Origin of the sequence: uncultured Sphingomonas sp. (genome assembly GCF_964237335.1) — a bacterium.
Lineage (GTDB): Bacteria > Pseudomonadota > Alphaproteobacteria > Sphingomonadales > Sphingomonadaceae > Sphingomonas.
In genome coordinates, this window is record NZ_CAXSHM010000014.1 from 14,896 (window position 1) to 28,572 (window position 13,677).

General features: G+C 68.3%; 13 protein-coding genes. 4 read left to right on the forward strand and 9 right to left on the reverse strand.

All coding sequences use genetic code 11. The features are described 5' to 3' along the window. Positions 1 to 31 precede the first annotated feature (31 nt). Positions 32 to 802, forward strand: coding sequence for a nucleoside triphosphate pyrophosphohydrolase (mazG, locus tag ACFE65_RS08775; RefSeq protein ID WP_375382040.1), 771 nt, complete (start codon positions 32 to 34; stop codon positions 800 to 802). On the opposite strand, the gene hflX is transcribed toward mazG, so the two are convergent. The 7 genes from hflX to dusB form a co-directional block, all read right to left on the reverse strand. After that, positions 791 to 2,116 carry a GTPase HflX gene (gene hflX / locus ACFE65_RS08780; RefSeq protein WP_375381979.1) on the reverse strand — a complete coding sequence of 442 codons (1,326 nt, stop codon included), beginning with the start codon at positions 2,114 to 2,116 and terminating at the stop codon, positions 791 to 793. The two genes, mazG and hflX, sit on opposite strands and share 12 nt — an antisense overlap. Next, positions 2,113 to 2,664 carry an RNA chaperone Hfq gene (gene hfq, locus ACFE65_RS08785; RefSeq protein ID WP_375382041.1) on the reverse strand — a complete coding sequence of 184 codons (552 nt, stop codon included), beginning with the start codon at positions 2,662 to 2,664 and terminating at the stop codon, positions 2,113 to 2,115. The genes hflX and hfq overlap by 4 nt, the downstream gene beginning before the upstream one ends. Before the next feature lie 85 nt (positions 2,665 to 2,749). After that, positions 2,750 to 4,120 carry a sigma-54-dependent transcriptional regulator gene (locus tag ACFE65_RS08790; RefSeq protein ID WP_375381980.1) on the reverse strand — a complete coding sequence of 457 codons (1,371 nt, stop codon included), beginning with the start codon at positions 4,118 to 4,120 and terminating at the stop codon, positions 2,750 to 2,752. Between the two features lie 4 nt (positions 4,121 to 4,124). Next, complete coding sequence (locus ACFE65_RS08795; RefSeq protein WP_375381981.1) at positions 4,125 to 6,362, reverse strand: ATP-binding protein; 2,238 nt, start codon at positions 6,360 to 6,362, stop codon at positions 4,125 to 4,127. Positions 6,363 to 6,411: 49 nt separating this feature from the next. Further along, a complete protein-coding gene (gene ntrC / locus ACFE65_RS08800; RefSeq protein WP_375381982.1) occupies positions 6,412 to 7,881 on the reverse strand; it encodes a nitrogen regulation protein NR(I) in 1,470 nt (489 codons plus the stop codon). After that, a complete protein-coding gene (locus tag ACFE65_RS08805; protein WP_375381983.1) occupies positions 7,878 to 8,966 on the reverse strand; it encodes a nitrogen regulation protein NR(II) in 1,089 nt (362 codons plus the stop codon). Before ACFE65_RS08805 ends, ntrC begins: the two co-directional genes overlap by 4 nt. Continuing rightward, positions 8,942 to 9,940 (reverse strand): tRNA dihydrouridine synthase DusB, encoded by a 999-nt coding sequence (dusB, locus tag ACFE65_RS08810; RefSeq protein ID WP_375381984.1) that lies wholly within the window; start codon positions 9,938 to 9,940, stop codon positions 8,942 to 8,944. The genes ACFE65_RS08805 and dusB overlap by 25 nt, the downstream gene beginning before the upstream one ends. Before the next feature lie 87 nt (positions 9,941 to 10,027). Between dusB and ACFE65_RS08815 the strand changes: the two genes are divergently transcribed. From ACFE65_RS08815 to ACFE65_RS08825, 3 genes are read left to right on the forward strand one after another with little or no spacing between them, the layout of a single operon-like run. Further along, entirely contained in the window at positions 10,028 to 11,206 is a 1,179-nt protein-coding gene (locus ACFE65_RS08815) for a bifunctional 2-C-methyl-D-erythritol 4-phosphate cytidylyltransferase/2-C-methyl-D-erythritol 2,4-cyclodiphosphate synthase (RefSeq protein WP_375381985.1), read from the forward strand. After that, on the forward strand, positions 11,206 to 11,736 hold the full coding sequence (locus tag ACFE65_RS08820; protein WP_375381986.1) for a hypothetical protein: 531 nt from the start codon (positions 11,206 to 11,208) through the stop codon (positions 11,734 to 11,736). Before ACFE65_RS08815 ends, ACFE65_RS08820 begins: the two co-directional genes overlap by 1 nt. Continuing rightward, on the forward strand, positions 11,733 to 12,272 hold the full coding sequence (locus ACFE65_RS08825; protein WP_375381987.1) for a CinA family protein: 540 nt from the start codon (positions 11,733 to 11,735) through the stop codon (positions 12,270 to 12,272). Before ACFE65_RS08820 ends, ACFE65_RS08825 begins: the two co-directional genes overlap by 4 nt. Here the strand turns inward: ACFE65_RS08825 and ACFE65_RS08830 are convergent. Together ACFE65_RS08830 and lipA are read right to left on the reverse strand one after the other, a co-directional pair. Beyond that, positions 12,209 to 12,694, reverse strand: a complete 486-nt coding sequence (locus ACFE65_RS08830; RefSeq protein WP_375381988.1) for a type II toxin-antitoxin system RatA family toxin — start codon at positions 12,692 to 12,694, stop codon at positions 12,209 to 12,211. The two genes, ACFE65_RS08825 and ACFE65_RS08830, sit on opposite strands and share 64 nt — an antisense overlap. Further along, on the reverse strand, positions 12,694 to 13,611 hold the full coding sequence (gene lipA / locus ACFE65_RS08835; RefSeq protein ID WP_375381989.1) for a lipoyl synthase: 918 nt from the start codon (positions 13,609 to 13,611) through the stop codon (positions 12,694 to 12,696). Before lipA ends, ACFE65_RS08830 begins: the two co-directional genes overlap by 1 nt. Positions 13,612 to 13,677: the final 66 nt, after the last annotated feature.

Sequence of the window (13,677 nt, forward strand, 5' to 3'; positions counted from 1 at the left end):
TTATCGGATCACTGCGCAGGAGTCGGTAATGATGGTTGAGCGCCTCCTAACGATCATGGCCCGCCTCCGCGATCCGCAACACGGGTGCGAATGGGACCGTGCGCAGGACTTCGCCTCCATCGCGCCCTACACGATCGAAGAGGCTTATGAGGTCGCCGATGCGATCGAGCGCGGCGACATTGGCGACCTGAAGGACGAACTCGGCGACCTCCTGCTCCAGGTCGTCTTCCATAGCCGCATCGCCGAGGAAGCTGGCTTGTTCGCCTTCCCGGACGTCGTGGACGCGATCAGCGACAAGCTGGAACGACGTCATCCGCACATCTTCGGAACGACCACGGACGCGGCGCCGGGTTTCTGGGAAGCGATAAAGGCAAGCGAGCGCTCGACCAGGCCCGATGGCAGCGCGCTCGCCGGCGTGGCGCTCGGCCTGCCCGCCCTTACACGCGCGGAAAAGCTGCAGAGGCGCGCCGCGCGGACTGGCTTCGATTGGCCCGATGCGAGCGGGCCACGCGCGAAGATCGACGAGGAACTGGCGGAGGTAGCCGACGCGACCCCGGAGACGCTGGTGGAAGAAGTCGGCGACGTCTTGTTTTCCGTCGTCAACTGGGCGCGTCACCTGGGCGTCGACCCCGAGGCGGCGCTGCGACAGGCCAGCGCCAAGTTCGAGACCCGTTTCCGTGTGATGGAGGACCGAAGCGGCGACGCGTTCGCGAGTCTTTCGCTCGATGCTAAAGAGCAATTGTGGGCCGAGGCAAAACGGTTCTTGGGCAGCGATCCCATCCCAGCAAAGTCAGCGGTTTAGGACGCGTTCCGGATCGCCTCGCTGAAGAAACCGTTCGTGATCCCGCTTCGCAAGGCGGACGTCGTATGCGACCCGATCGTCCGTGGCCTCCTGTCCCAGCACCTCGCCATGGGCATGCAGCCATGCGGCCCCCGCCCCGTCGCCTGCCGCCAGCGTGATCCGGTACTGGCGATGCGCGCTCGTCAAGCGTAGGGCGACCGCCTCCATGAGCACGTTGACCCCTTCCCCCGTCAGGGCCGAAAGCGCGACGACGTCGTCGCGCCGCCCCGCCTCCGCGACCAGCGCGTCGTGACGATCGGGCTCGAGCAGGTCCAGCTTGTTCCATGCCTCCATCCGCAGCGTCGTTTCCGACACGCCGATCTCCGCCAGCACCGCCTCCACATCGGTTCGCTGCGCCTCACTGTCGGGATGGGCGACGTCGCGCACATGGACGAGCAGGTCGGCCGACACGACCTCCTCCAGCGTCGCCTTGAACGCCGCGACCAATTGCGTCGGCAGGTCCGAAACGAAGCCGACGGTGTCCGACAGGATCGCCTTTTCAAGTCCGGGCAACGAAAGCTGCCGTAGCGTCGGGTCCAATGTCGCGAACAACAGGTCTTCGGCCATCACATCGGCGCCGGTCAGCCGGTTGAACAGCGTCGACTTGCCCGCATTGGTATAGCCGACGAGCGCGATCACCGGCCATGGCGCCCGCTGCCGACGGTCGCGGTGCAACCCGCGCGTCCGTGTCACCTGATCCAGTTCCCGGCGCAGCTTGGCCATCCGGTCCCGGATCAGGCGCCGATCCGCCTCGATCTGCGTCTCACCCGGGCCGCCAAGGAAGCCGAAGCCGCCGCGCTGACGCTCGAGATGGGTCCAACTGCGCACGAGCCGACCGGCCTGATAGTCGAGATGCGCGAGTTCGACCTGCAAGCGGCCCTCGGCTGTCGCTGCGCGCTCACCAAAAATCTCGAGGATTAGGCCGGTCCGGTCGATGACCTTGGCCCCCACCCCCGTCTCCAGATTGCGCTGCTGGATGGGGGAAAGCGCCGCATCCACGACGACGAGCGTTGCCTCATTCTGTTGCACGATGGTCGCCAGACCTTGGACCTGACCCGATCCGATCAAGGTAGCCGCGCGCGGCTGGCGCACGCGCAGCGCGACTCGGTCGACCACCTCCACGCCGATCGCCTCAGCGAGACCAGCGGTCTCGGCAAGCCGCGCGTCATTGTCCCTGTTCGCGCCACCTTGGTCGGGCAGCACAACGATGGCCCGCGCCCCGCGCGTGAACTCGTCGCGGTCGCGGTCGAAGCCCTGGGTTGGGGCGGACGTCACGCCTCGTCTGCCTCGTTCTGCTCATCGGCCAGGCTCAACGGCCGTGCCGGCTGGATGGTCGACACCGCATGCTTGTACACGAGCTGCGACAGCCCATCGCGCTGGAGAAGCATGCAGAAGAGGTCATAGGCCGCGACATAGCCCTGCAGCATGACGCCGTTGACCAGGAACATCGTGACGCTGTCATCGGATTTGGTGACCGCGCCAAGGAAGATCTCCTGCAGGCCACGATGCTTGGCGTTCGCCTCCGCCGCGGAGTCGACGATCGCGTCGGTGTCCATCTGGCCTGCCGGCATGATCGTCGAGATCGCATGCTTGTAGATCAGCTGGGACTGGCCGTCCCTGCGCAGCAGCACCGAGAAATTGTCGAACCAGGTGACGATGCCCTGCAGCTTGACGCCCTTGACCAGGAACATCGTAACCGGAGTCTTGCTGCGGCGAAGCGCGTTCAGGAAGAGGTCCTGAAGAGAGGTCTGCTTGTCGGCCATCATCGGGGCCCTTGAGTTGGCGGATTGTTGCCCGCTGTCGCGTCGTTGTCCCGACGTCAGATGCGACCCTGCTTGGGCCCGCGGATGGGAAATAGTGTCATGCGCTCGTGAAATCCAGCGCGGAGGTCATCACGACCACCGCCCGTCAGTCCTCGCGCGTCTCGTTGATGCCGAGCAGCTTGAGTTTGCGATGCAGCGCGGATCGCTCCATGCCGATGAAGCTCGCCGTGCGGCTGATGTTCCCCGAGAACCGGCGGATCTGGACGCGAAGATAGTCGCGCTCCCACGCCTCGCGCGCCTCGCGCAGCGGTGAGCCCATGATCGCCGTCGCCGGACCGCCGCCCTCGGCCGCGGTGCCCAGGACGTCGCCCGGAAGCAGATCGAGGTCGATCCGGCCGAGCCGATCGCCGGGCGCCAGGATGATCGTGCGCTCCACCACGTTGCGGAGCTGGCGGACGTTGCCTGGCCAGTCGTAGCTCTGCAGCGCGACCATGGCGTCGGCCGCGACCTCCGGCGTACGCACCCGGCGTTCGGCGGCATAATGGGCCACGTAGTGCTCGACGAGCGCCGGAATGTCTTCGCGCCTGTCCGCCAGGGCCGGCACCGCGACCGGCACGACGTTGAGCCGGTAGTACAAGTCCTCGCGGAACCGCCCCTCGGCGATCTCTGCGGTCAGGTCCCGCGAGGTCGCGGACACGACGCGCACGTCAACTTTCACCACGCGCGTTCCACCGACCCGCGTGAAACTCTGCTCCGTCAGTACGCGCATGATCCGGGCCTGGGTCGCGACCGGCATGTCCGCGACCTCGTCGAGGAACAACGTGCCCCCATGCGCCTGTTCCAGCAGACCCGGCCGGGCTACACCGCCATCCTCCGATCCGAACAGCTCCTCCTCCACCCGCTCCGGCGTCATCCGCGCTGCGCTGACGACGGTGAAGGGCGCGTTGGCGCGTTGGCTCCAGCCGTGGAGCAGTCGCGCGGCCACCTCCTTGCCGACGCCGGCGGGTCCCATCACCAGCACCCGGCTGCCGGTGGAGGCGACCCGTTTCAGCGTCGCGCGCACCGCGTTGATCGCGCCCGACGTGCCCGTCAGGTCGGTGTCGCGGCCAGCGGACACGCGAAGCGAGGCGAGCTCCTGCCGCAGCCGGTCGGTTTCGGTCGCACGCTCCACCAGCAGCAGCAACCGCTCAGCCTCGAACGGCTTCTCGATGAAGTCGGAGGCCCCACGCCGGATGGCGGCAACCGCCGTATCTAGGTTTCCATGGCCGGATATCACGAGCACCGGCAACGAGGGATCGCGCCGCTTGATCTCGTCGAGCAGTTCCAGCCCGTCGAGCCGCGAGCCTTGCAGCCAGACGTCGAGCAGGACGAGGCTCGGTCGCCGCTCAGCGATCGCTTCCAGCGTCGCGTCGCTGTCCGCCGCGGTACGCGTGTCATACCCCTCGTCCTCCAGCACACCGGAGACGAGTTCGCGGATGTCGAGTTCGTCGTCGACGACGAGGATGTCGAGCGCCATGGGTTCAGGTCCGGGTTCGCGTCAGCGCGGCGAGTGCCGAGCCGTCGTCGTGATGGATGTCGTGGGCGTCGGCGGCGCCCGTGTCGAGGCCGGAAAGCATGTTGGCGTCGAAGTCGAGCGTCACGATCGTTCCTCCGCCTGGACGATCGGAAAAGCCAATCGTGCCCGCATGTTCCTCGATGATCTTCTTGACGATCGCGAGGCCGAGGCCGGTGCCGCGGACACGCGTGGTCATATAGGGTTCGAGGATGCGGTCGCGCTCCGGTGGCAGGCCGACGCCATTGTCAGCGATCTCGACGGAGACGCGGCCCGTCGTCTCCTCGATCGTCATCGTGATGGTGCCGTCCGCCCGCTCCGTCGCCTCAACCGCCTCGACCGCATTCTTGACGAGATTGGTCAAGGCCTGGCCGATCTGCCGCCGATCGCACACCATCGACGGGCCGGGATCGTCGTGGATCAGGCGGAAGCGGATGCCGGGATGCGCGACCTCGTGGAGGAACATCGTCTGCCGCGCGGCATCCACCAGCGGCTCGAGCTGGAACACGGGCTTGGGCATCCGCGCGAACGACGAGAACTCGTCCACCATGCGGCGCAGATCGCCCACCTGGCGGACGATCGTCTCGGTGAGGCGCGAGAAGGTCGTGTCGCTCTCCTCGACCGTGTGGCCATAGCGACGCTGGAGGCGTTCGGCCGCGAGCTGGATGGGGGTCAGCGGGTTCTTGATCTCGTGCGCGATGCGGCGGGCGACGTCGGCCCAGGCGGCGCGGCGCTGATCCTGCAGCTGCTGCGTCATGTCGTCGAAGGTCAGGATCGGCCCGGCATCGGCGCGCGCGATCCGCACGGCGAGCGTCCGGAGCTCCGCGCCGGCTTGAACCTGCACCACCGCCTCGCGCGTCGCACCATCGAGCAGCCGGTCAAGCTCGGGCGATACTTCGGCCAGCGGCCGACCGACAGCCCCTTCTTCGCCAACATCAAGCAATTGCGTGGCGGACCGGTTGATGATCCGGACGGTGCGGTCCGGCGCGACGGAGACGACGCCGGCGGAGACGCCTCCCATCACCGCCTCGATCAGCGCGCGCCGGCTCTCGATCTGATCGTTGGCGGTCACTAGCGCCGTGTTCTGCTGTTGCAGGCGGCCGGTCATCTGGTTGAACGCCCCCGCGAGCGTGCCGACCTCGTCCCGTGCCTTGGGCGCCGTGACGCGCGCCGTCAGATCGCCGCCCTCGACCCGGCGCGCCGCCTCGACGAGTTCACCGACCGGTGCCACGAGGCGATCGGCAACCGTCAACGCGATCCACACGGCGACGCCGATGATGAGGAGAGAGACAAGCAACAGCGCGGCATTGAATTCGAGCTGGAGCGCGCGCGATCGAGACTGCAACGCGCGGTAGTCGGCAAGTATCGCGTCTCCGCGGCGAAGCAAGCCGGCAAGCTGCGGATCATAGACCCGTGCCGCATAGAGATAGGAGCCGCCTGCATAGTCGAGCGGCACGATGGCGCCGATGCGATCGCTGCTCTGCACGATCACCACCTTGGCACCATGTCTGAATTGCGCGAGCATGGATGAAGACACGATGTTGTCCATCGACCGCTCATAGGGATTGAGCACGAGCAGGGGCTTGTCCGGCCCGTCACCGGTGATGATCATCGCTTCGGACAGTTCGCGTTTGAACGTCTGGAGTGCGAATGCCCTTTTCAACTGGACGTTCTCTACCGACGCCGCCTTGAGGTAGCCCGCGACATCGCCGCTCATGGCGTTTACCTGCGCCACGACCGACTCGATCTCGCGCTGCGACGTTTCGCGCACCAGTTCGCGTGCGTTCGTAACCATCGCACGGGCGCGACTGGAGGAAGAAAACTCGATTCCGTACTGGAACAGCAGCGAGGCCGCGATCGCAACCAGCAGCATCGGCACCGCCGCCATCACCGAAAACAGCGCCACCAGCCGGACGTGCAGCTGCCCCTCGCCTCCGACTGGCGACCGTGCCGCGCGCCGACGCGCGATACGACGGCCAAGCAGGATGATCAGCGCGACGCCCGGCACCAGATTGGCGACCAGCAGCAGCGCGACGAGTCCTTGCGACATCAGGCGCTCGGCTCGAACTTCGCCTGCGATGACGAAATAGCTCGTGATCGCGATCGCCGCCGCGAGCGTCAGCACGCCCAGCTCGACGAGCGGCGTGACGGTGAAACGACGCGGGGGCGGCCGGGGATCGGAAACGGGCGGCGCGCCAGCGATCATCGTGCCGATACTACACCATTAGTGTTGCGGTGAAAGCACATAGTTGGCGTCATGGCTGCAGCCCGCCGGACGGACGAAAGGACGCATCAATGCCGAGCGTGTCGAGCCGCTTGCGCAACGTGTTGCGGTTGATGCCGAGCGCGCGCGCGGCGCGGAGCTGGTTGCCGTTGAACCGTGCGAGCATGGCCTCGATCAGGGGGCGCTCCACCTCGCCGACGATCCGCTCGTACAGCGTGCCGTCGTCTAATGTGCGGGGCTGCTCACGCGCGAGACGATCGATGCGCCTTCGCACTGCCGCCGCTATGTCCGTGTCCGCCGTTTCCGTAGGCAGCGAATCCGCTGAGGGCTCGCGGCGGCCAAGCATCGCGATCACGTCCTGCGCGCCGAGCTGCTCATCCCGGCTCAGCACCGCTAGCCGCCGCATCAGGTTCTCCAGCTCGCGGACATTGCCTGGCCAGTCGTGCGCGTCGAGTGCCGCCACCGCCGCCGCATCGAGCGTCTTGCGGGGCAGCCCCTGCTCGACCGCGCGATCGAGGAAATGCCGCGCGAGCAATGCGACGTCGCCCGCCCGCTCGCGGAGCGGCGGCATCGCGATCGGCACGACGTTGAGGCGATAGAACAGGTCCTCGCGGAACTGGCCGGTCGCGACCTGTCCCGCAAGGTCGCGGTTGCTCGCCGCCAGCACGCGCACGTCGGCCCGCAGCGACCGTGCGCCGCCGACGGAGGTGAACTCCCCCGACTGGAGCACCCGCAGCAGCCGGGTCTGCGCGTCCATCGGCATGTCGCCGATCTCGTCGAGGAACAGCGTGCCGCCCGCCGCCTGCTCGAACCGCCCCGCCACGCGCTGACCCGCACCGGTGAACGCGCCGCGCTCATGCCCGAACAGCTCCGCTTCGATCAGTTCGCGCGGGATCGCCGCCATGTTGAGCGCCACGAACGGTGCCGGCGCGCGCGGACCCAGGTCGTGGATCGCGCGCGCGACCAGTTCCTTGCCCGTGCCCGACTCGCCCGACACGAGCACGGTCAGATCGGTCGCGACCACCCGCGCGATCGTGCGATACACGTCCTGCATCGCCGGGGAGCGGCCGATCAGCGGCAGGCCCTCCTCCGCCGGCGCGACGTCGCCCGCCGCCGCCACTCCACCCCGCGCCAGCGCGGCGGCGACCGATCGGATGAGCGCATCGAGATCGAACGGCTTGGGCAGGTAGTCGAACGCGCCGGCCTCCGTCGCGCGCACGGCGGTCGCGAGCGTGTTGCGGGCCGAGAAGACGATCACCGGCAGACGCGGATGGCTGAGCGCCAGCGCTGCCGCGCGCTCCAGTCCATCGCCGTCGGGCAGCACGACGTCCGTCAGCAGCACGTCGGGCTCGCTGCTGGCGAGCGCCGCGTCGAGCTCGCGCAAGGTCGCGACGCCGGTCACCTGATGGCCGGCCCGGCGCAGCGCCTCGCGCACCACCGTGCGGATCGCGCCGTCGTCGTCGAGGACCAGCACGCGCCCAGACGCCCGCGCCTCCGTCACGTCGCCCTCGGCAACAGGACGCGCATCATCGTCATCGCAGGGCTGCCCTCGCGCGCATATTGGACGATCCCGCCCATGTCGCGCACCAGCTTGTCGACCAGCGCGAGGCCTAGGCCTCGTCCCTCGGGCCGGCCGGACACGAATGGGGCGAACAGCTGGTCGGCGATGTCGGCGGGCGCGCCGGGCCCGTTGTCTAGTATCGCGATCTCGATCGGCAGCTGCTGCGGCCGGCAGCCGGGCGCGGCGCTGGTGACGCCATGGCGGTAGGCGGTCGCGAGCACGATGCGTCGCTCCGTCAACGCCTCCGTAGCTTCGGCGGCGTTCTTCATGAGGTTCAGAAGAACCTGGATCAGCGCGTCGCGGTTGGCGGAGGCGGCGGGCAGCGATGGGTCGAAGCGTTCCTCGATCGCGACCCCTGCCGCGAAGCCGGCGCGCGCTACCTGGATGACATGGGCGATCAGCGGGTAGATGTTCTCCGCCGCCAGCGGCAGCGGGCGCGTGTCCGTAAAGTCCTCCATGCGGTCGATCAGCCCGACGATCCGGTCCACCTCGTCGATGATGAGCCGGGTCAGCTCGTCTTCGGCCGGCTCGGCGGCGGCGAGCAACTGCGCCGCGCCGCGGATGCCCGACAGGGGATTGCGGATCTCGTGCGCCAGCATCGCCGCCGCGCCGACCGCCGCGCGCGATCCGGGCCCACGGTCCAGCCTGCGCGTACCGCCGGCGTGCAGCGTCACGAGCCGCCAGCCCGGATGGTCCGGCAACGTCGCTTCGGCGACGTCGACGCGCAGGGTTCGACCGTCCGGCGTCCGGACGACGGTGTCGAATGCGGCGAAATCCTCTGGCCGCTCCGGTACGTCGGGGAGCAACGTGGCGAGGCATCGCCCACGAAGGTTGCGGTCCGATCGGTTCAGAAGCTGTTCGGCCGCGGCGTTCACGCGGTGGATGCCGCCGGACTGATCGACCAGTAGCACCGGCACGGGCAGCGCGGCGAACAGGTCGGCCTGGAGCGGCGACGCCGCCGCAGCGGAAGGCGGACGGGCCGTCCTGTCGTCCGCCCGCGTCAGGCTGCGTCCCGCCGACGCCATGGCGCGTAGAATTCGGCCAACATCGCGCGCACCACCGCGGGATCGCCAACCTGGTTCACCCGGTTGCGAAACTCGGCAGAACCGGTCAGGCCGCGGGTGTACCAGCCGATATGCTTGCGCGCCATCGCGACGCCGGTGTGGATACCGTAATGGTCGAGCATCGCCTCGTAATGCTCGGCGATCACGCGATATTGCTCGTCGAGATCGGGCTCCGGCACGTCACGACCCGTCTCCAGCCAGCGCATGACCTGCGCGAGCAGCCACGGCTTGCCATAGGCGCCACGCCCGATCATCACGCCGTCCGCGCCCGACTGGTCGAGCGCCGCATCCGCGTCGGCCGCCGAGCAGATGTCGCCGTTGACGATCACCGGGATCGACACCGCCTGCTTGACGTCCGCGACGAAGCGCCAATCGGCGGTGCCCTTGTACATCTGGTTGCGGGTGCGGCCGTGGACCGTGACCATCCTGACGCCCAGATCCTCGGCGATGCGCGCGAGTTCGGGCGCGTTCAGGCTGTCATGGCACCAGCCCATCCGCATCTTCAGCGTCACAGGGACGGACACCGCCTTCACCGTCGCGTCCACGATCGCGGCGGCGAGCTTCAGGTCGCGCATCAGGGCCGAGCCCGCGTCGCCGCTCGTCACCTTGCGGACGGGGCAGCCCATGTTGATGTCGACGATCGCGGCGCCCCGGTCCTGCGACAGCTTCGCCGCCTCCGCCATCTCGTGCGGCGTGCAACCGACGAGCTGCATCGAGACGGGATCCTCGACAGGGTCCCAAGCCCATTTCTGCAGGCTCTGCCGCGTCTCGCGGATCGCGGCCTGGCTGGCGATCATCTCGGTGACGTTGAGGCCCGAGCCGTAACGGCGGACGAGCGTCCGGAACGGCCGGTCGGTGACGCCGGTCATCGGCGCCAGCACGACGGGCGTATCGATGCGGACGGACCCGATCTGGAGAGGAGCTAGGGTGCGCATGGATGTGCCTGAAAAACGGGCAATAGGCGGTTATCACTTCCTGGGCAAGGCTGGCGGTCGCCGCCGCTCTGGTCTAGGTCGCCGCCAATGAGCCCGCCCCATACGGTGGCGCTGCTGATGGCCGCCGGCACCGGCGCCCGGATCGGCGGTGCCGTTCCGAAACAGTTCCTGTCCGTCGGTGGCGAGCCGATCGTTGCCCGCGCCTTCCGCGCGCTTGCGGCGCATCCGGCAGTGAACGAGGTGGTGGTGGTCACCGGCGCCGACCAGGTGGAGGCGATGCGGCAGGCGCTCGGCGACGTTGCGCCAGGTGAAGTGCGGATCGTCGCGGGAGGCACGACTCGCCGCGCCTCGGTCGAGAACGGCCTTCGCGCGCTGGCGGGCGATCCGCCGGCCCGGGTGCTGATCCACGATGCCGCGCGCCCGTTCCTGCCGGCCGCAGTCATCGACCGGCTGCTCGCGGTTCTGGACCGTTATCAGGGAGCGATCCCTGCCCTGCCCGTTGCCGACACATTGGTACGCTGGGACGGGCAACTCGGCGAAACCGTCGATCGGGACGGCCTGTACCGCGTGCAGACGCCACAGGCCTTTGTCTATGATGTCATCGTCGCCGCTCACCGCTTGTGGCCGGCTGGTCAGGATGCGACGGACGACGCGCAGATGGTACGCGACTCAGGCCATGAGGTGGCGATCGTCGCCGGAGATACGATGCTCGAGAAGATCACCCACCCGGAAGACCTCGCCGCCGCCGTCGCCCGATCGGCGCGAGTCATGGAGACACGCTCCGCAATCGGCTTCGACGTCCATCGGCTCGAAGCGGGCGAAGAGCTGTGGCTCGGCGGGGTCCTGATCCCGCACGATCGTGGCCTGTCCGGCCATTCGGACGCCGATGTCGGGTTGCACGCGCTCACCGACGCGCTGCTCGGGACGATCGCGGCGGGCGACATCGGCACCCATTTTCCGCCCAGCGATCCGCAGTGGAAGGGCGCCTCGTCCGACCGGTTCCTGCGCCACGCCGCCGAGCTCATCGAGGCGCAGGGCGGCGCGATCACCTTCGTCGACCTGACGCTGATCTGCGAGGAGCCCAAGATCGGCCCGTACCGCGCCGTCATCCGCGCCCGGATCGCCCAGTTGCTCGGCCTCGACGAGAGCCGCGTGAGCATCAAGGCGACCACGACCGAGCGACTGGGCTTCACCGGTCGCGGTGAGGGCATCGCGGCGCAGGCATGCGCGACCGTTCAGTTGCCCCTTTCCGCAGGCGCCGCATGATGCCTCGTGTGGCCCTATCGGCGTTGGTCGCGCTCGCGACACTCGCCGCCACGCCCGCTTCGGCCGTGCCGACCTGCCTGACCCCGCCCGAAGCGGAGTCAATCGTCCTCGTGGCGATGCCCGAGATCATCCGCGAGACCGGTACGATCTGCATCGACCGGCTGCCGCCGGCGAGCCTCGTCCGCCAGACGCGCGGGGCCTTCATCGACCGGTTCGACACCGCCGCCACGCGCGCCTGGCCAGAGGCACAGACGGCGATCGTCAAGCTGAGCGACCCGATGGTCCAGACGTTGCTGCAATCGGAGTATGCCAGGCCGCTTCTGGTGACCCTGCTGGTCCCGCAGCTCGTCGGACGGATCAACCCGGGCGATTGCGCGATGATCGACCGGTTCGTGACCGAGCTCGCTCCGCTGCCGCCCCGCAACGCCGCGGGCGTCGTCGTGACGGCGCTGCAGTATCTCAAGTCGGAAAAGGCGCCCGGCAAGCCGATCGACGTGCCCGACCTGCCGCTATGCCCGGAGCCGCGATGACCGACGCCCCGATCGACACCATCCTGCCGGCCCAGCTGGTCGCCGCCGCCGTGCGCGTGGTGGAGGCAAACCGGGCCGCCGGGCGCCGGATCGTCACCGCCGAAAGCTGCACCGGCGGGCTGGTCGCGGCCGCGCTGACGGAAGTGCCCGGCTCGTCGGACGTGGTGGAGGGCGCGTTCGTCACTTACTCCAACGAGGCGAAGGCGGCGTTCCTCAAGGTGAGCCAGGACGTGCTCGACACGTTCGGCGCCGTTTCGGTCGCCACCGCCTGGAGCATGGCGCAGGGTGCGCTCGCCCGGTCGGGTGCGGACGTGGCGGTGGCGATCACCGGCGTCGCAGGCCCCGGCGGCGGATCGGCCAAGAAGCCGGTCGGCACCGTGGTGTTCGCGCGCGCCGAACGCGGCGCCGATCCGGCGGAGGTGATGGCCGATCGCCGCGATTTCGGCGACCTTGGCCGCGGCGGCATCCGGCTTCAGGCGGCGCTGTGCGCGCTCGACCTGCTGATGCCCGCGCCGGGTGCCGATCCCGCGTCGTAAAGCACCTTCGCCCGATCCTCGAACGCGCCGATCATCCGACGCAGCGCGGTGCCGAACACTTGGCCAGCGATCGCCTCGAAGACCCGGTTCTTGAACGCGAACGCCACCACGAAGTCGATCCGGCAGCCGCCATCGTCACGCGCCACGAAATGCCACTCGTTGCGCAGGAACTTGAGCGGGCCATCGACATAGTCGACGTGGATGCGGTCCGGCCGATGCTTCTCGACCTTGGAGGTGAAGCTCTCGCGCAGGCCCTTGAAGCCGACGACCATGTCGGCGACCATCGCTCCCGGATCGTCCGAGCGGATGCGCGCCGCCGTGACCCAGGGCAGGAACTCGGGATAGCGCCTCACGTCGGCGACCAAGTCGAACATCTGCTCCGGCGAATAGGGCAGGTTCCGCGTCTCGCGATGCTCGGGCATCAGCGCGCCAGCTTGGCCGTCCGCGCCGCGCGCAATCGGGCGAAGTCCTCGCCGGCATGGTAGCTTGATCGGGTGAGCGGCGACGAGGCGACCAGCAAGAAACCCTTGGCACGCGCGATCTGGGCATAGGCGTCGAACGCTTGCGGCGTCACGAAGTCGGCGACCTTGGCATGGCGCGGCGTCGGCTGCAGATATTGCCCCATTGTCAGGAAATCGATGTCTGCCGACCGCATGTCGTCCATCACCTGATGGACCTCCAGCCGTTGCTCCCCCAGCCCCATCATCACGCCGGACTTGGTGAAGATCGACGGGTCGTGCCGCTTCACGCTATCCAGCAAGCGCAACGATGCGTAGTAGCGAGCGCCCGGCCGGATCGTCGGATAGAGGCGCGGCACCGTCTCGAGATTGTGGTTGTACACGTCGGGCCGAGCGATGACGATCGACTCCACCGCGGCTTGCGTCTTGTTCCTGAAGTCTGGTGTGAGGATCTCGATCGTCGTGTTCGGCGTCGTACGGCGCAACGCCTCGATCACCTTCACGAACTGCGAGGCACCGCCGTCCGGCAGGTCGTCGCGATCGACCGAAGTGATGACGATATGCTCCAGCCCCAGTTCCGCCGCGGCATCCGCCGTGTGCTGCGGTTCGAGCGGATCGACCGCGCGCGGCATGCCCGTCTTGACGTTGCAGAACGCGCAGGCCCGGGTGCAGGTGTCGCCCAGGATCATGACCGTCGCGTGCTTCCTGGTCCAGCACTCGCCGATGTTCGGGCAAGCAGCCTCTTCGCAAACGGTGGCGAGCTTCAGGCGGCGCATCAGCGCCTTGGTCTCGGCGAAACCGACCGACGTCGGCGCCTTCACCCGTATCCAGTCGGGCTTGCGGGCGCGCGGCACCTGGGCAAGCGGCGTCATCTCGTTCATGGTTGCGAGATAGCGGCTGGAACGCCCGGCACAAGCGGTTCGTCCGCTTCTGCCGGTAGACGATCA

Bases quoted from the DNA above. Each gene is read 5' to 3' on its own strand.
- mazG (WP_375382040.1), top strand. From the start codon at position 32: ATGGTTGAGCGCCTCCTAACGATCATGGCCCGCCTCCGCGATCCGCAA.
- ACFE65_RS08790 (WP_375381980.1), bottom strand. From the start codon at position 4,120: ATGGCGCTCGACATCCTCGTCGTCGACGACGAACTCGACATCCGCGAA.
- ACFE65_RS08795 (WP_375381981.1), bottom strand. From the start codon at position 6,362: ATGATCGCTGGCGCGCCGCCCGTTTCCGATCCCCGGCCGCCCCCGCGT.
- ACFE65_RS08805 (WP_375381983.1), bottom strand. From the start codon at position 8,966: ATGGCGTCGGCGGGACGCAGCCTGACGCGGGCGGACGACAGGACGGCC.
- dusB (WP_375381984.1), bottom strand. From the start codon at position 9,940: ATGCGCACCCTAGCTCCTCTCCAGATCGGGTCCGTCCGCATCGATACG.
- ACFE65_RS08815 (WP_375381985.1), top strand. From the start codon at position 10,028: ATGAGCCCGCCCCATACGGTGGCGCTGCTGATGGCCGCCGGCACCGGC.
- ACFE65_RS08820 (WP_375381986.1), top strand. From the start codon at position 11,206: ATGCCTCGTGTGGCCCTATCGGCGTTGGTCGCGCTCGCGACACTCGCC.
- ACFE65_RS08825 (WP_375381987.1), top strand. From the start codon at position 11,733: ATGACCGACGCCCCGATCGACACCATCCTGCCGGCCCAGCTGGTCGCC.
- ACFE65_RS08830 (WP_375381988.1), bottom strand. From the start codon at position 12,694: ATGCCCGAGCATCGCGAGACGCGGAACCTGCCCTATTCGCCGGAGCAG.
- lipA (WP_375381989.1), bottom strand. From the start codon at position 13,611: ATGAACGAGATGACGCCGCTTGCCCAGGTGCCGCGCGCCCGCAAGCCC.